Origin of the sequence: Streptomyces sp. NBC_00271 (assembly GCF_036178845.1) — a bacterium.
Classification (GTDB): Bacteria; Actinomycetota; Actinomycetes; order Streptomycetales; family Streptomycetaceae; genus Streptomyces.
Map to the genome: position 1 here is coordinate 9,815,108 of NZ_CP108070.1, position 14,865 is coordinate 9,829,972.

Here is a 14,865-nt window from a genome sequence, read left to right on the forward strand (position 1 = left end):
AGTGACGTTCTCGGTGAAGGCGAAAGCGAAGATGCCCCCGCTGTCCCGCCTCGGCAGGAGGTCGGTGCTGGCCGCCGCCCTCCTCGCGGGCACCGCCCTGGCCGCCCCCGCGGCCCAGGCCGAAGAAGCGGCCGCGGTACGGGCCGCACCGGTCCCCGACCTCGTGTGCCGCCTCGCAGCCGAGGTGAACTTCAGCCCGCCGCTCAGTGTGCGGGTCAAGGAGGCCGAGGTGACCGGGCACATCGGTTACCTGGACTGCCGCTCGCCCAGCGGCGCGGCGCCGGAGCTGACCGACATCGTCTTCGGTGTCGAGGGCACCGGAAGATTCGGTGTGTTCCCGCCGACCTTCTCCGTGGAGGGCAACGGCGTGGGCACCTGGAACACGGGTGAGGTCGGCAGTCTCTACTTCAAGGGAGACCTCAAGCAGGGCAGCCCCGTGCCGGACCGCACCGTGACGAGCGGCCCGCTCGCCGGCGACGGGATCAACGGGCTGCAGATCCCCACCCCCCGGTTCGACAAGATCACCCCGGACGGGGTCGCGGGCTTCGACGTCATCGGCCAGGTCTGCTTCTGGCCCGGTGAGAAGGGCCGCTGCACGGCGTTCTGAGCCGACCACGCGGAGGGGGTGGTGCGGGCCGACGGGCCCGCACCACCCCCTCCCTTTCGTCCCTTCCCTCGCCGTATGGTCCGTCGTCGTAGGGGTGCTTCGTCGTCGTACGGGACTCAGTCGGCCAGCGCCTTGAGCGTCTCGCGCACCACGATCGGGTCGTACGGCATGGCCAGGTGGGTGGTCCGGTTCTTCGGGGCGAGGAGCTGAAGGCAGGTGTTGGTGACCGGGTGTTCCGGCCGGGTGGGCTTCAGCTGCTGGGCCTCCGGAGGCTGGACCAGCTCGTCCCGGGTCGACCAGATGACGGTGTAGTCGACCCCGTCCACCGTGTCGCCCGGAGCCACCAGCTCTCCCACGAACTCCGAGTCGTGCAGCAGCTGGGTGAAGGCCGGACTGATCCGGAAGAGCACCTGGTCCTCCACGACCGCCTGTACGCCCGGGACTTGGCGGACCAGCTTCGTCAGGCCGGCCACCTCGACCCCGTGGTTGCTGGGCGCGATCCCGACGACACGGCGCACCTTCCCGGTCCCGCCGAGGTACTTGAGGTAGTAGTGCGGGAGCATCCCGCCCTGCGAGTGGCCCACGAGGTCCGCCTTCGACGCCTTGGTGTCCACCAGCACCCGGTCCACGAAGTTCGCGAGCTCCTGGGAGGACTTCCGCATGTCGCCGAGACCGTACAGGCGGGGGAGCGTGGGCAGTTCCCCGTAGTTGAGGCGGAAGATGCGGTGCCCTGCCGTCCTGAGCGCGGGCGCCAGCTTCCGCCAGACGGACTCCCGGTCGCCGAGCGTGCCGTGCACGAGGACGACCGGGTGAGGACGCTCCGGCGTCGGGGGCAGGCCCCAGTCGTCCGTCTCGGGGTCGCCGTCGAGCCCGGCGACCAGCCGGTGCGCGGTGGACTGGGCGTTGCCGGCCAGCCGCTCGGGCGTCCTGAGCAGTTCGGTCGCGGCGCTCTCGGAGTTCACGCCGGGAATGCGGGGCAGGGACATGGGGCCTCCTTGGCCTCGGTTGTGTGTGCGCAGTGGTCGTGGATACGAGGGAGGCCCGGCCGGTGCGAATCCCCGGCCGGGCCTCCGTCCTGACTTCTGGTGGGCTCAGTCGGTGGTCGCCGCGGGCAGCGCGTGGAACGCCCGGTCGTGCCAGAGCAGCGGCCGTCCGCCGTTCACCTCCACCGCCAGCACCCGTCCGACGACGGCGTGGTGGTCCCCGTACGGTCGTACGTCCTCGACCAGGCACACCGACCACGCGAGCGCGTCGGCGAGGACCGGCAGGCCGAGCACCCGGCGTACCGGGCCGCCCTCGAACCGCCTGGCGGGCGGCACGGAGGAGTCGGCGAAGAGCTCCGCGACCGCTCTCTGATGGTCTGTCAACAGGCTCACGGCGAAGGCGCCTTGCTCACGCAGGGCAGTGAGCGTGCGGGAACTGCCGCGCAGACACGCAAGGATCAGCGGCGGCCGCGCCGACAGGGAGGTCAGCGCGGAGACCGTCATCCCGGTCGGGCCCGCCCCGTCCAGCGCCGTGACGACCGTGACGCCGGCCGTCAGCTTGGCGTAGAGACCGAGACAGCGGACCGTGTCGGGGCCGGGCTCGTCCCGCAGGGGGTCCCAGCCCGCGGCGGACGGGCCGTCGGGACGGGGCCGGCGGGGCACGAGGGTGAGGTCAGCCATGCGCGGGGGCGACGCTGTCGGCGAGTTGGGCCGGGGCGGGCGTGACCCTGCCGAGCAGCCCGCGCAGGATGCGCTCGATATTGCTGCGCAGCGTCGAGTCGGCGACGGGGTCGAGGAGTTCCGCCAGCGTGGGGATCCCCAGGTCGAAGACGGCGTCGAAGGTCACCGCCGTGCCGTCCTCGCCGGACGCGCACCGCCAGGTGCCCTCGAACAGCTCGAAGTCACCCGTGAGCTGGGTGAAACCGATGGTCCGCGTCTTCGGGAAGAACGCGTCCCGTTCCGACCAGCGCATCAGACCGTTCCTGAAGCGCACGGTCCAGTCCGACACCACCGTGCCGTCGTCATGGGGTGGATGGACCACGACCTCGCGGACGGTCTCGGTGACTTCGGGATACCGGCGGAAATCACGGATCCGCTGGTAGGCGGTCTCGGGGTCGACGTCGTGGGCGGTCAGCCGTACGGTCACGTGACGCATGGGAGGTGTTGCCTTTCCACGGTAGGGACGGGTCGGCGGTGGCGGACGGGTCAGCCGATATGGGTCGCGACGACGCGCAGCGCCTCGGCCAGGGCGGTGAGGAACAGCCGTACCTCCTCCTCGCCGACGATCGCGGGCGGTGTCAGCCGCAGCACCCGGGTGGCGTTGAGGGAGTGGTTCACGAGGACGCCGCGCCCGACCAGCTCGAGGATCAGTTCACCCACGGCCTGCTCCTCGGTGAACTCCAGGCCGATCAGCAGCCCTCGCCCGCGGACCTCGCGCACCAGGCCGCCGGTGTACGGGGCGCAGACGGACCGGACGCCCGCGAGCAGCCGCTCGCCCAGTGCCTTGGCACGCGGGACGACGCCCTCCCGGTCCAGGGCCTCGACCGCGGCGAGCGCGGCGGCGCAGGCGATCGGGGAGGCCGCGAAGGTGGAGGTGTGCAGATAGGGGTCGCGGGAGAACGGCCCGTAGGCCGCCGCGGTCGCGACCATCGCCGCGACGGGCACGACACCGCCGCTGAGTCCCTTGCCGACGAGCAGTACCTCGGGCTGTGGGGGCAGGCCGCTCTCGGCGTCGGCGTCCATGCCCCACCACGAACCCAGTCGGCCCAGGCCCGTCTGGATCTCGTCGACGATCAGGAAGGCCCCGTACGTCCGGCACAGCCGGCTCACCTCCGCCAGATAGCCCGGCGGTGGAATGCGTACGCCGCCCTCGCCCTGCACCGGCTCGACGATCACGCAGGCCCGGCGGCCGAGTTCGGCGAGCGTGGCTTCCAGCGCGGCCGTGTCCGCGTACGGGACCGCCGTGCTGTCCGGCAGCAGCGGCTGGAAGGGCTGCTGGTACTTCGGGTTGGCGGTGGCGGTCAGCGCGCCCAGGGTCTTTCCGTGGTAACCGCCGATGGTGGAGACGAGGGCGGTGTGGCCGTGCGCCCGGGCCAGTTTCAGACCGGCCTCGGTGGCCTCCGCGCCGGAGTTCACGAAGTGGACGTGGTCGAGGCCCGGTGGGGTCCGTGCGGTCAGTGCCTCGGCGGCGAGGGCCGCGACGGGCTCCAGGAAGACCCGCCCGGCCAGCGGGTGGGTGTCCACCTGGCGGTGCACGGCCGCGGTCACGTGGGGATGCCGGTGACCGAGGATGAAGACCCCGTAACCGCCGAAGTCGAGGTAGCGGCGGCCGTCCTCGGTGAACACCCACGCGCCGTCGGACGCCGTCTCCAGCATGCCGCCGAGCACCGTGCCGAGGACGGACCGGCCGGAGGAGAGGTGCTCGCGGTAGAGCCGGGCGATGTGCGCACGGTCCGTGGCGAGGTCGGCGACCGGTGTCACGGTTCCGATGTCCGGCGTCTCGACGGGGGCGGGGGCCGCGGTCATGAGGCCAGTTCCTGGGTGTGGGTGGCCTGCGAGGGCTGGGACCTAGCTCCCGTGTCCTGCGCGGGCCCCGGACGCAGGCGGGCGCGCATGCCGCCGCGCCCGGTGGACCAGGCGGCCAGGTTGCGGACGAGCGCCCGCCGGAGGTCGTCCTTCGAGAGGGCCGTGCCGCAGTGCGGCGACCCCAGCGACGATTCGAAGGGGAGGGCCCGCTGGAAGACCAGCAGCAGTTCCGCGTACGTCTGGAAGCGGCGGCGCAGCGACTCCGGGAACGTGGGGCCCTCGATCAGCGGCAGCAGCAGCCGGTGCACCGACTCCAGCGGGATGAGCCGAGGCGGATGCGGCCTCGGTCCCCACTGGTCGGCGAACTCCAGGCAGGTGTCCACCACTTCGCGCTGGAGCAGCGCCTCGGTGCCGGCCGTCAGCCAGTACTCGCCGCCCGTGACACCCGCCCTCACCAGGTCACCCACCGCGCGCGCGACGATGTCCTGGGGCACCATGTCGATCCGTGCGTCCGGCGCTCCCGGCAGCACCGGCACCTGCCCCTTCACGATGGCGCCCAGTGCCCGCGTCAGCCCCTGCATCCCGGCGATCCGACCGGTGACGGAATCACCCATCACCACCGACGGGCGCATGATCACGCCCGGCACCGGGGCGTCGCGCACGACCTGTTCGGCCGCCGTCTTGGAGGCGAGGTACCCGGCGGCACCCGGGAAGCGCTCCTGCTCCTCCGGCGCCAGCGGGTTGGCGACGAAGGCGGTGCTCATGTGGAAGAACGGAGCCTCGGCACGGGTGGCGAGGTCGAGCATCGCGATGGTGCCGTCGAGGTTGGCCCGCCGGATCTGGTCCGGCTCCGCCTTCCAGTTGGTGGCGGCGGCGGAGTGCACCACCAGGTCCACTTCGGCGATGAGCTGGGTGAAGTCCGCCTGGGCCAGGCCGAGTCCGGGTTGCAGCAGATCGGCGCGGACCTCACGGACCCGGTGGTCGTTCACCGGCGTGCGATGGCGCAGGCAGACGATTCCGAAATCCGGCGACAGCTCCTCGATCAGGGCTCTGCCGAGTACCCCGGCGCCGCCGGTGAGCAGAATCGTGGGGCGTTTCGCGGACGGTTGCGGGCTGGTCGGAGCGCTGGGCCGGGGCCGGGACAGAGGCATGGCGGTGATCCCCTCGGTCGAGTGAGCGTAGGTCCTGCCGGGCGGGCGGGCGGGTGTCCGGGCGGGTGGGTGTTCGGGTGCTGGGGTTGTGCGCGCGCGGAGCGCCTATGAGCTCGGTTCTCGTTGTTCGGCGGCGACCGCGGGTTGTCTGTGACTGGTCGCGCCGTTCCTCGCGCCCCCTTCGGGGCGCTCGGGCGCGCCGGGGTTACGCGATGGTCAGCGGCTCGTCGGCGAGGTACGCGGACAGCGGGCCGGTCATCCGTGAGCGCGACGGCGGGTGCAGGGCGAGGCCGTTGGCGCAGGCGGCGAGGTACCCGACCTCGTCCGAGGTCATGAAGTTGAGCCCGCCGAGCAGTTCGACGGACCGGGGCACGATCCGGGCGAGGGCGTCCTGCACGGTGTAGCGCGCGTAGAGCGAGTCGGCGAGCGCGGACTCGTCGGGCGCGTCCGCGTCCACCCGGCGGGCGAGGCCCTCGACGGCCGCCGTCGCGCCCTCGATCTCCACCAGCAGCCGGACCCGTTCGGCGTCGGGCACCCGGTCGTTGAGCAGCACCCGTTCGACGAGGGCGCTCGCGGAGCCGAGGTAGCTGCCGGTCATCAGCAGCTCGAACCAGACCAGGCCGGCGGTCTGCACCGCATCGAGGCGGGCCCCGGCCGGCGAGGCCGTGCGCACCAGGAGCTCCGGCGGGACCAGGACGTTGTCCAGCGTCACCTGGTCGCTCTCGGCGCCCGCCAGGAAGGTGCTCGACCAGAAGCCGCTGACGCTCAGCCCCTCGCTCGCGGCGGGAACCAGCGCCACGGCCAGTTCGTCTCCTTCGCCCTCCTCGCACGGCACCATCACGCTGGCGGTGAGCAGATCCATGGAACGGGCGAGGCTGCACGGCCGTTTCACGCCGGTGATCCGCACCCCTTCGGGCGTCACTGTGGCGGACATGGAGGGCGACAGGATGCCGGTGCCGCTGCGTCCTTCGGCGAAGCCGGACGCCATCAGCTGGTTCTCGGACGCGACGCCCTGGACGAGCATCCACTCCAGCCCCTCGCCGGAGTCGCTCAGCCCGACCAGCGTGGCCATCGAGAAGTGGTGCATCGTCGTCGCCACCGCGAGCGAGGGCGAACGACTGCCGAGCGCGCGCTGTACCCGCAGGGTCTCCAGCGCGGTGGCGCCCCGGCCCTGGAGGGCGGTCGGGGCCAGCAGACCCGGCCCGCCCGCCTCCCGGAACAACCCGATGCCGGGGCTCTTCGGACCCTCCAGCGTCATCAGCGGTACGGCCCTCAGACTCTCGTCGAGGCCGGGCAGCAGTGTGGCGAGGGCCGCGCGCTCACGCTCCAGGAATCTCATGTCGTCCCCTGCTCCTTGATCCTCAGGTGTCGCCGGCAGCGTCGTTTCTGTTTACGCGCGAACCGGCGGAACCCCTCGGGGCAAAAAGGATGTTGGAACGTTCGACGGTCAGCGATTCGGCTGCCGGGCCGAGTCCCGTACGACGACGAGGCGGGTGGGTCTGGCCTGGGTCAGTTCCACCCAGCGGGCGAGCTCCTGCTCGTGCGAACCGCTGCGCGTCGCCCGCGCCACGACGGTCGCCGCAGCGTCGTCGGGGCGGCCGTCGCGGGTCAGGAGACTGAGCGGCCAGGCGGGTTCGGAGGGCTCCTGACCGTCGAACGGATGCCAGTCCCACGGCGCGTCGAACCGCCAGGCACGCCCCACGGCGTCCGCGACCTCGTCACCCGCCACGAGGCAGGCGTACGGGCGAAACAGCAGGTCGAGGGCGATCGGGATCCCGTCGTCGGGGGCGATTTCGTAACCCTGCCACTCCAGGTCGGGATCGTGCGACTGCCCCGTGCGCAGCACCATCACCTGCGTTCCCGGACGAGGAAGACGTCCTGTCTCCAGCGGTGGATCCATCCGCTCGACGCTCATCACATGCACCACCGTGGGAGGGATGCCGACCTTGCACACCGCGCCGACCTCGAGGTGCCGGGGCGGCGGCTCGGTGCGGAACAGCTCCAAGTCCCAGTCGTACGAGGCCGGATCGCCGGCCAGGGCCACCTGGCCGTTCCACTCGATCCAGTCGCACTCCGGGTCCACCTCCCACCACGGCCACTCGACGACCACTTCCTGCCGGGTGAGACGGGCGACCCGTGCGTCGGTGTACGGGCACGAGACCAACAGGACATCCCCCACACGGTGATCCGCTCCCACAGCCCGCCTCCCGCTTATCCCCGGTCGCCACCGCCCGCACGGTACAAGCTCAAGGTCATCGGCGGTCTACCGGGTGGGGCGGTGGGTGGGGTGGTCGTGGGCGCTGGCTGCACCGCGGGATTCTTCAGGCCTCAACTCGTCGGCGAGAACCCGGACTTGATCCTGGCCCCCGCCGAGCGGGTCGGCCCACCCGTGTGGCGGGCCGGGACGTGGGCGCGATGGCCGAGTGCCTCAGGAACGGGGGGACTTGAAACCGACCGCGCCGTACAGCGGGACGGGCGCGTCGCCGATCTCGTCCTCGTCCAGCGCGAGCTCGGGATGCCACTTCGACAGCGACACCACCCCGGGGTCGACGAGGTCGAGTCCCCGGAAGAAGCGGCTGACCTCGGTGTGCGAGCGGGCCACGAGGGTCACGCCGCCCGCCGCGTACGCCGCGATCCCGGTCGCGACCGTCACGGGGTCGTAGTCGCCGGTCAGCGCGGACAGGACCAGACAGCTGCCCGGCGCCAGCGCGTCGACCAGGGTGTCCACCAGGTCGTACGCACCGTCCTCCTCGGCGATGAAGTGCATCAGCGCGATCAGCGACAGCGCGACGGGCCGGTCGAAGTCGAGAACCTGGGCGGCCTGTTCGAGTATCTTCCCCGGTTCCCGCGCGTCGGCCTGGATGTACTCCGTCACACCCTCGGGGGTGCCGCGCAACAGGGCCTCGGTGTGGGCGAGGACGATCGGGTCGTTGTCCACGTAGACGACCCGCGCGTCCGGGACGACGGCCTGGGCGATCTGGTGGAGGTTCGGCTCCGTGGGGATGCCGGTGCCGATGTCGAGGAACTGGCGGATGCCGGTCTCCCGGACCAGCCAGCGGGTGGCGCGCTGCATGAACCAGCGGTTGCTGCGGGCCGAGCGGGGGGCGCTCGGGTCCGTGGACATGATCCGCCGCCCGAGCTCCTCGTCGACCGGGTAGTTGTCCTTGCCGCCGAGGAACCAGTCGTACATCCGCGCCGGGTGCGGCCTGCTGGTGTCGATCCGCTGGGCGGAAGGCCCGGTCGCGGTCATGCGGCACTCCTCTGCTCACGCTCGTGTTGATGTTCGAGCAGTCTGCCACGGGAGTTGGACCGGGCGGGGGGCATTCTCCGAGGCCCCGACCCACGGGTCCACCGCCGCCGCAGGGGTCACCTGGCGAGACGGTCCTTACGCCGGGACATGCGTGCGCCTAGCATCGGTTTCCGCATGAACACGATGACGCTCTGGCACATATCCATCTGGGAGTTCGCCGCGCTCGCCGCCGCGGCCCTGCTCGTCGGCTTCTCGAAGACCGCCGTGAGCGGGGCCAACACGGTCAGCCTGGCGATTTTCGCCGCCGTACTGCCCGCCCGCGCCTCGACCGGCGTGCTCCTGCCCCTCCTCATCGTCGGGGACGTGCTCGCCGTGCTCACCTACCGGCGGCACGCCCACTGGCCCACGCTGTGGCGGCTGTTCCCGGCGGTCGCCGCGGGCGTCGTGTTCGGCACGCTGTTCCTGGTGTGGGCCGACGACGGGATGGTACGGACTTCCATCGGCGCGATCCTGCTGCTGATGGCGGCGGTGACGATGTGGCGCCGCCGGGCCGCCGCCCAGGACGAGGAACCCGACTCGGTCTCGACCCGGGCCGGCCGGGTCAAGGCCCGCTCGTACGGCGTCCTCGGCGGCTTCACCACGATGGTCGCCAACGCGGGCGGCCCGGTGATGTCGATGTACCTCCTGTCGGCCGGCTTCCGCAAACTCGGCTTCCTGGGGACCTCGGCCTTCTTCTTCCTGATCGTGAACGTCTCCAAGGTGCCCTTCAGCGTGGGCCTCGGTCTCATCGACTGGCATTCGCTGCTCCTGGACGCGGCACTCGCGATCTTCGTCGTACCGGGGGCGTTCCTCGGGAAATGGGCCGTGCACCGCATCAACCAGATCCTGTTCGAGCGGCTGGTCATCGCGGCGACGGTGGTGGGCGGGGTGCAGCTCCTGCTGCGCTGACCACCTCGTAGGCTCGACGCCATGTCCCCCCACGTCCTGGTCCTCGGCGGCACCACCGAGGCACGCCGACTCGCCACCGAACTGGCGGCGCGCCCCGGTGTCCGCGTGACGACATCCCTGGCGGGACGCGTCTCCCGGCCGGGAGCGCTCGACGGTGACGTCCGCGTCGGGGGCTTCGGCGGGGCGGACGGGCTGGCGCGGTGGCTGCGCGAGCACCGGGTGGACGCCGTGGTCGACGCCACCCACCCGTTCGCCGCCGCGATCACGGCGAACGCGGCGCGCGCCGCCGCGGCCACGGGAATCCCGGCCGTGGTGCTGCGCCGCCCCGGCTGGACCCCCGGCCCCGACGACCGCTGGCACTGGGTCGGCTCCCTCCCCGAGGCCGCCGCGCTCCTGCCGTCCCTGGGCCGCCGTGTCTTCCTCACCACGGGCCGCCTGGGCCTTGCGGCCTTCGCCCACCTCTCCGAGCTCCACTTCCTCGTCCGTACGGTGGAACCCCCCGAGCCGCCGATGCCCCAGGACATGGAAGTGCTGCTCACCCGGGGACCCTTCACACCGGACGACGAGCAGGCCCTGCTGCGCGCACACCGGGTCGACGTGCTGGTGACCAAGGACAGCGGAGGAGAGGCGACAGCCGCCAAACTGACCGCCGCACGCGACCTCGCCCTCCCCGTGGTCGTCGTACGCCGCCCCCCGCTCCCGGCGGACGTGACCACCGCGCCGGACGTGCCGTCGGCCCTGGCCCTGCTGGATCTCGGCCCTCGATGACGGAGGGACCGGTCAGCTCGCCTAGCCGCGCGGATGTCTGCGCAGCAGATACGTGTCCATGATCCAGCCCTTGCGGTCCCGTGCCTCGGCCCGCAGTCGCTCGATGCGCGGGGCCGTCTCGGCGATCGGACCGGAGGCCAGGATCTCGTCGGGCGTACCGATGTAGGCGCCCCAGTAGATGTCGATGTCCTCGTCGGCGTACTGCCGGAAGGTCTGATGGGCGTCGAGCATCACGACCACGTCGTCGACCCCCTCGGGGAAGCCCTCCGCGAGCCGCCGCCCCGTGGTGATCTGGACGGGACGGGCCACCCGGTTCAGCCCGGTGCGATGGCGGGCGACCAGCGCGGAGACGCTGCTGATGCCGGGCACGACCTCGTACGTGAACGCCACCGCGCCCCGCTCCAGGATCTCCTCCAGGATCCCGAGCGTGCTGTCGTACAGCGCGGGATCCCCCCAGACCAGGAACGCGCCGCTCTCGTCCTCGCCCAGCTCCTGCGTGATCAGCCGCTGGTAGATGTCGGCGCGGGCACTGCGCCAGTCCCCGACGGCGGGGGAGTAGGCGGCGCCCCCGGCGGCCCGGTCGCGGTCGGGGTCGCGCGCCTCGACCAGGCGGTAGGACCCCGTAGGTATGTGCGCGTCGAGGATGTCACGGCGCAGCTGGACGAGGTCCGACTTCACCTCGCCCTTGTCCAGGATGAAGAACACGTCCGTGCTCCTCAGCGCCTTGACCGCCTGCAAGGTGAGCTGGTCGGGGTCGCCCGCGCCGATGCCGATGACATGAATCTTTCGCACACCCCGAGTCTGCCGCACGCCACTGACAGCGCACGCACCGCACCCGGGTGACGCCGCACGCACCGCGCGCCGATCGACGCCGCCGCACCTGTCAGCACCGGCGGCCCCGCGCTCACCCGTCCCGGTGTCACCGCACCCGTCGGTCCCGGCGCCCCCGCAGCCGGGGCGCCCACGTCACCGCGCTGATCGCGGCGCCCTCGCGTTCCACAACCGTCGCCAGCTCGCGTGCCCAGGAGGCGAGTTCGGCGAGATCCAGCCCATGCGGGTGGCCCCGGCCGTCCGCCCCCGCCGCCCACTCCTCGACCGCCCCGGCCCCGCGCCGCAGCAGCCGGGCACCGCCCGTCGTGTTCCCACGGGCCGCGTGGGTGAGCCCCACCGCGAGCTGCGCCAGCCCCCGCCAGAGTGTGCGCTCACCCTCGGGGCCCGACTTCCAGGCGTCCTCGAAGACCTCGTGCGCGTGGAACGGCTTCCCCGCGTCCAGCAGCGCCTGCGCCTCGGTGACCGTCTCCTCGGGGCTGCGGACGACTCCTTCCGGCTGCCGCTCGACGCCGTCGGTGCCGTACGGCAGCGGCCGTCCCAGTCCGTCCCGCGGCCGGGCGTTCCGCGCCCGCCCCGTCGTGTCCCGATCCCGCCCGTCGCCCCGCCGACCTCCGGATGTTGCGTTCATGCCCCGATTGTCGCGCGTCCCGCGCCCCCTGCGGAGCAGCCCCCGACGTGGGGTAAAGTTCTGTTCGCACGATCACGCGGAACACCGCGGGTGAACGCACCGGGACGTGGCGCAGCTTGGTAGCGCACTTGACTGGGGGTCAAGGGGTCGCAGGTTCAAATCCTGTCGTCCCGACTTTTGAAGTCGCGGGTCAGAGGCTGTATCGGACATTTCGATACGGCCTCTTCCTCGTTTCCGGGTGTCGGCCGGGGGCTCAGCGGTAGTACGAGGCGACGGCCGGTTGGCCGGTGTAGTTCGGGCCGGCGTGCGGGTCGGCGCCGAGGTAGGCGAAAGGCAGCGTGACGGGGCGGCCGCCGCGCAGGCTGAGACGGTGGTGGCGGGCCGCGTACTGGAAGCCGGCGGCCCGCAGTGCCGCCAGGACCGGTCGGGACGCGTCGCTGCCGTCCGGGCGCCGCAGCGTCGAGGGATCGAGATGGGCGACCAGCAGACCGGTGCCGGTGAGCCAGGAGGCGGCCCGCTCCAGCAGGGCGAGCCGGTCGCCGATGTAGTGCAGTCCGTGGACACAGGTGATGAGGTCGTAGCGGCGGCCCGGCGACCATCGGCCGAGGTTCGCGGTGACGAGTTCGAGGCCGTCGGGCAGTGCCGTCCGCAGCAGGGGGCCGACCAGGTCCACGCCCGTGATGACGGCCCGGGGGAGTTGCCGCGCCGCCTCGCGGAGGGCGAGTCCCTCTCCGCTGCACAGGTCCAGCCAGGACGGCGCGGGTCCGTGGTCGTTCAGGAACTCGGCGGGGGAGAAGCCGAGTTCGCGGGCGTAGCTGTTGACGCCTGCTAGGACGCGTGCGCGGTTCATGGTGCTGTTGGCCACCACGGCATGGCCGGTCAGTTCGTCGTCCTTGACCAACTCGGGTGGCGGTGGGGCTGTTGTCGGCGAAGTACCGTCGATCATCGCCCCATTGTGCGACAGGTCGGACGCGCCGTGGGGCCGCGCGGACGGATGCGTCGGCTTCGAACTCCGGGCCACCGGCGCGTACCGGCCCGTCGGGACCGGACGTTTCGAGCGTCGTCGAAAGAAGTACCGCCCCCGGGTGTCGACCCGGCAGGGTGGGCCCGGGCGTGACCGGGTGGGCCGTACGGCCCGGCCCGGGAACACGCCCGGACTCCACCACGGGGAAGGACCGTATGACCATGAGGATGAGGACCAAGGCGTTCGCCACGGCGGGGGTCGGCGCGCTGGCCACCGGACTGCTGCTGACCGGCGCGGCCGGGGCGCAGGCCGCGGCGGCGGGACTGCCGTACGCCGTCACGCCGTATGTGAACGTCAACGTCCGCTCCGGGCCCTCGACCACCACCGACATCACCGGGCACGTCGCCGCCGGGCAACCGCGCGGCGCCTCCTGCTGGACCCACGGCGAGACCATCCGCGACAACGGCTACGTCAACGACGTCTGGGTGCGACTGGCCGAAGGCTATGTGAGCGCCGTCTACCTCAAGGGCGACCAGTACGGCGGCCTTCCGGCCTCCGCCACCTGCTGACCGACCCACACGCGGTGCCCGACCCCGACCCGGGGTCGGGCACCGCGCCGCGTTCAGGTACACCGGCGACCGCTCGAGGTGCCGAAGGATCTCCCACCGGGTAGAGATCGTGTGGGGCCTCGGGTATGGAGTCGCGGATCAGCATGATGGTGGGATGCCACAGGGCGCGGGCCCTGCGAGCGGAGGCGTCGGCGTGCGCGAGCACGGCGCTGCCGGTCTCCCGGTTCCCGGCCACCGCGCCGAACCGGACGCTCGGCCCCGTCGATTTCGGCGGCTGCCGTGGCACGTGTCATGTCCCCGACCGCCTGCGTCCGCCGGGCCGTCACTCCGGTCCCCGTCCGCCGCCTTCCTCGCGTGCCGACGGTATCCTGCGCCACACGACCCGGAGTGCCCCATGAACACACCCTCACTCGCGGTGCGCGACCGCATCCTGACCCTGCCGCCCACGGAACTTCCCGCTTATGTGTACGACTTGGCGGCACTGCGCGCACACGCCGCGTCGGTGCGGGCCGCGCTGCCCGAGTGCGTCGAGCTGTACTACGCGACCCAGGCCAACCGGGAACCGGAGATCCTGGCCGCGCTCGCCCCGTACGTCGACGGCTACAAGGTCTCCACCGGCAGCGAACTGGACCACGTCACCCGGGTGGCGCCGGACCATCCACTGGCCTTCGGCGGCCAGGACAAGACCCCGACGGAGCTCCTGGACGCGCTGGAGCGGGGCGTGACACGCTTCCTCGTGGAGAGCGAGTACGAGCTGTACATGCTGGCCGGGCTGGCCCAGCGGCACGCTCCGGACGGCCGGGTGGCGGTCCTGCCGCGCTTCAACCTCCCGGTGGCCGACCACCTGTTCGCCGACGGCGGCGGTGGCCGCAGGATCTCCGGCCTCGACCCGGTACAGGCGGACACGATCGTCGGCCTGCTCACCGACGGCAGCTACCCGAACCTCGAACTGCGCGGCGTGTACGCCCACTTGGCCAACGGCCTGCACGCCCCCGAACACCTCGCGGTGGCCGGGAGTGTCGTCGCCTGGACGGCGGAACTCGCCGCGCGGCACGGCCTGCGTCTCACCGAGGTGAACCTCGGGGGCGGCATGGCGGTGGACTACGAGCACCCCGAACGCCGCTTCGACTGGCGGGCGTACGGCGAGGGACTCGCCCGACTCGTCGCCGCGCACCCGGAACTGACCCTGAGTGTCGAGCCCGGTCGCGCGCTGACGGCGTACTGCGGCTGGTACGCGAGCGAGGTGCTGGACGTCGAGCACGGCGCGAGCGAGGACTTCGCCGTCGTCCGCGGTGGCGGGGTGAACCTGCGCACGTCGGCGTCCCGGAGGCCCGACCAGCCGTGGCCCGACCAGCCCTGGTCGGTACTCGAGGTGGACGCGTGGCCCTACTCCTGGCCGCGGCCCGTGGTGCGCCGCGAACGGGTCACGCTCACCGGCCAGTTGAGCAACTCCAGGGACATCCTGGTCCGGGACGTCCGGGCGCCGGGGCTGCGGGCCGGCGACCGGGTGGTGTTCTCCCTCGCGGGTGCCTACACCTCGTCCGTGCCCCACCGGGCGTTCGCCAGGTTGCCCGAGCCCGGCTTCCACTTCGTGGACCCGGGCACCGACGGCTACCAGTCCCGATAGCACCACGAGGAGC

General features: G+C 72.1%; 16 protein-coding genes and 1 tRNA gene. 6 read left to right on the forward strand and 11 right to left on the reverse strand.

Annotation, left to right across the window (positions count from 1 at the left end; genetic code table 11):
- The first annotated feature begins 1 nt into the window (after position 1).
- The gene (locus OG798_RS44655) at positions 2 to 607 is read left to right on the forward strand and encodes a hypothetical protein (protein ID WP_328758915.1); all 606 of its coding nucleotides are present in this window, start codon (positions 2 to 4) and stop codon (positions 605 to 607) included.
- A gap of 116 nt (positions 608 to 723) precedes the next feature.
- Here OG798_RS44655 and OG798_RS44660 read toward each other — a convergent pair whose 3' ends face one another.
- The 8 genes from OG798_RS44660 to OG798_RS44695 all read right to left on the reverse strand — a co-directional run bounded on the left by OG798_RS44660 (position 724) and on the right by OG798_RS44695 (position 8,517).
- Positions 724 to 1,593, reverse strand: coding sequence for an esterase/lipase family protein (locus OG798_RS44660; RefSeq protein WP_328758916.1), 870 nt, complete (start codon positions 1,591 to 1,593; stop codon positions 724 to 726).
- 105 nt (positions 1,594 to 1,698) lie between these two features.
- Positions 1,699 to 2,271 (reverse strand): flavin reductase family protein, encoded by a 573-nt coding sequence (locus OG798_RS44665; protein WP_120986338.1) that lies wholly within the window; start codon positions 2,269 to 2,271, stop codon positions 1,699 to 1,701.
- Positions 2,264 to 2,746, reverse strand: coding sequence for a type II toxin-antitoxin system RatA family toxin (locus OG798_RS44670; RefSeq protein WP_054232678.1), 483 nt, complete (start codon positions 2,744 to 2,746; stop codon positions 2,264 to 2,266). The genes OG798_RS44665 and OG798_RS44670 overlap by 8 nt, the downstream gene beginning before the upstream one ends.
- A 50-nt stretch (positions 2,747 to 2,796) precedes the next feature.
- Positions 2,797 to 4,116, reverse strand: coding sequence for an aspartate aminotransferase family protein (locus OG798_RS44675; protein WP_267063635.1), 1,320 nt, complete (start codon positions 4,114 to 4,116; stop codon positions 2,797 to 2,799).
- On the reverse strand, positions 4,113 to 5,267 hold the full coding sequence (locus OG798_RS44680; protein ID WP_328758918.1) for an SDR family oxidoreductase: 1,155 nt from the start codon (positions 5,265 to 5,267) through the stop codon (positions 4,113 to 4,115). Before OG798_RS44680 ends, OG798_RS44675 begins: the two co-directional genes overlap by 4 nt.
- Positions 5,268 to 5,472: 205 nt before the next feature.
- The gene (locus tag OG798_RS44685; protein WP_095851291.1) at positions 5,473 to 6,606 is read right to left on the reverse strand and encodes an acyl-CoA dehydrogenase family protein; all 1,134 of its coding nucleotides are present in this window, start codon (positions 6,604 to 6,606) and stop codon (positions 5,473 to 5,475) included.
- 108 nt (positions 6,607 to 6,714) lie between these two features.
- Positions 6,715 to 7,446 carry a hypothetical protein gene (locus OG798_RS44690; RefSeq protein WP_267063636.1) on the reverse strand — a complete coding sequence of 244 codons (732 nt, stop codon included), beginning with the start codon at positions 7,444 to 7,446 and terminating at the stop codon, positions 6,715 to 6,717.
- Between the two features lie 249 nt (positions 7,447 to 7,695).
- A complete protein-coding gene (locus OG798_RS44695; RefSeq protein WP_120986348.1) occupies positions 7,696 to 8,517 on the reverse strand; it encodes an SAM-dependent methyltransferase in 822 nt (273 codons plus the stop codon).
- Positions 8,518 to 8,691: 174 nt separating this feature from the next.
- Here OG798_RS44695 and OG798_RS44700 point away from each other — a divergent pair, with 174 nt between their 5' ends.
- Entirely contained in the window at positions 8,692 to 9,465 is a 774-nt protein-coding gene (locus OG798_RS44700) for a sulfite exporter TauE/SafE family protein (protein WP_097223887.1), read from the forward strand.
- 21 nt (positions 9,466 to 9,486) lie between these two features.
- Entirely contained in the window at positions 9,487 to 10,233 is a 747-nt protein-coding gene (locus tag OG798_RS44705; RefSeq protein WP_267063637.1) for a cobalt-precorrin-6A reductase, read from the forward strand.
- Between the two features lie 21 nt (positions 10,234 to 10,254).
- On the opposite strand, the gene cobF is transcribed toward OG798_RS44705, so the two are convergent.
- Positions 10,255 to 11,025, reverse strand: coding sequence for a precorrin-6A synthase (deacetylating) (gene cobF, locus OG798_RS44710; protein WP_095851286.1), 771 nt, complete (start codon positions 11,023 to 11,025; stop codon positions 10,255 to 10,257).
- A gap of 127 nt (positions 11,026 to 11,152) precedes the next feature.
- Positions 11,153 to 11,692, reverse strand: a complete 540-nt coding sequence (locus OG798_RS44715) for a DUF309 domain-containing protein (RefSeq protein WP_121414185.1) — start codon at positions 11,690 to 11,692, stop codon at positions 11,153 to 11,155.
- 100 nt (positions 11,693 to 11,792) lie between these two features.
- On the opposite strand from OG798_RS44715, the gene OG798_RS44720 reads away from it, so the two are divergent.
- Positions 11,793 to 11,866, forward strand: a tRNA-Pro gene (locus OG798_RS44720).
- Positions 11,867 to 11,945: 79 nt separating this feature from the next.
- Here the strand turns inward: OG798_RS44720 and OG798_RS44725 are convergent.
- Positions 11,946 to 12,638, reverse strand: a complete 693-nt coding sequence (locus OG798_RS44725) for a class I SAM-dependent methyltransferase (protein ID WP_328758919.1) — start codon at positions 12,636 to 12,638, stop codon at positions 11,946 to 11,948.
- Positions 12,639 to 12,877: 239 nt separating this feature from the next.
- Between OG798_RS44725 and OG798_RS44730 the strand changes: the two genes are divergently transcribed.
- Both OG798_RS44730 and OG798_RS44735 read left to right on the forward strand, forming a co-directional pair.
- The gene (locus OG798_RS44730) at positions 12,878 to 13,225 is read left to right on the forward strand and encodes an SH3 domain-containing protein (protein WP_225900601.1); all 348 of its coding nucleotides are present in this window, start codon (positions 12,878 to 12,880) and stop codon (positions 13,223 to 13,225) included.
- 394 nt (positions 13,226 to 13,619) lie between these two features.
- On the forward strand, positions 13,620 to 14,852 hold the full coding sequence (locus OG798_RS44735; RefSeq protein WP_267063639.1) for an alanine racemase: 1,233 nt from the start codon (positions 13,620 to 13,622) through the stop codon (positions 14,850 to 14,852).
- Positions 14,853 to 14,865: the final 13 nt, after the last annotated feature.

Coding starts and splice junctions, on each gene's coding strand:
- OG798_RS44660 (WP_328758916.1), bottom strand. CDS start 1,593: ATGTCCCTGCCCCGCATTCCCGGCGTGAACTCCGAGAGCGCCGCGACC.
- OG798_RS44665 (WP_120986338.1), bottom strand. CDS start 2,271: ATGGCTGACCTCACCCTCGTGCCCCGCCGGCCCCGTCCCGACGGCCCG.
- OG798_RS44670 (WP_054232678.1), bottom strand. CDS start 2,746: ATGCGTCACGTGACCGTACGGCTGACCGCCCACGACGTCGACCCCGAG.
- OG798_RS44675 (WP_267063635.1), bottom strand. CDS start 4,116: ATGACCGCGGCCCCCGCCCCCGTCGAGACGCCGGACATCGGAACCGTG.
- OG798_RS44680 (WP_328758918.1), bottom strand. CDS start 5,267: ATGCCTCTGTCCCGGCCCCGGCCCAGCGCTCCGACCAGCCCGCAACCG.
- OG798_RS44685 (WP_095851291.1), bottom strand. CDS start 6,606: ATGAGATTCCTGGAGCGTGAGCGCGCGGCCCTCGCCACACTGCTGCCC.
- OG798_RS44695 (WP_120986348.1), bottom strand. CDS start 8,517: ATGACCGCGACCGGGCCTTCCGCCCAGCGGATCGACACCAGCAGGCCG.
- OG798_RS44700 (WP_097223887.1), top strand. CDS start 8,692: ATGAACACGATGACGCTCTGGCACATATCCATCTGGGAGTTCGCCGCG.
- OG798_RS44705 (WP_267063637.1), top strand. CDS start 9,487: ATGTCCCCCCACGTCCTGGTCCTCGGCGGCACCACCGAGGCACGCCGA.
- OG798_RS44715 (WP_121414185.1), bottom strand. CDS start 11,692: ATGAACGCAACATCCGGAGGTCGGCGGGGCGACGGGCGGGATCGGGAC.
- OG798_RS44725 (WP_328758919.1), bottom strand. CDS start 12,638: ATGATCGACGGTACTTCGCCGACAACAGCCCCACCGCCACCCGAGTTG.
- OG798_RS44730 (WP_225900601.1), top strand. CDS start 12,878: ATGAGGATGAGGACCAAGGCGTTCGCCACGGCGGGGGTCGGCGCGCTG.
- OG798_RS44735 (WP_267063639.1), top strand. CDS start 13,620: ATGAACACACCCTCACTCGCGGTGCGCGACCGCATCCTGACCCTGCCG.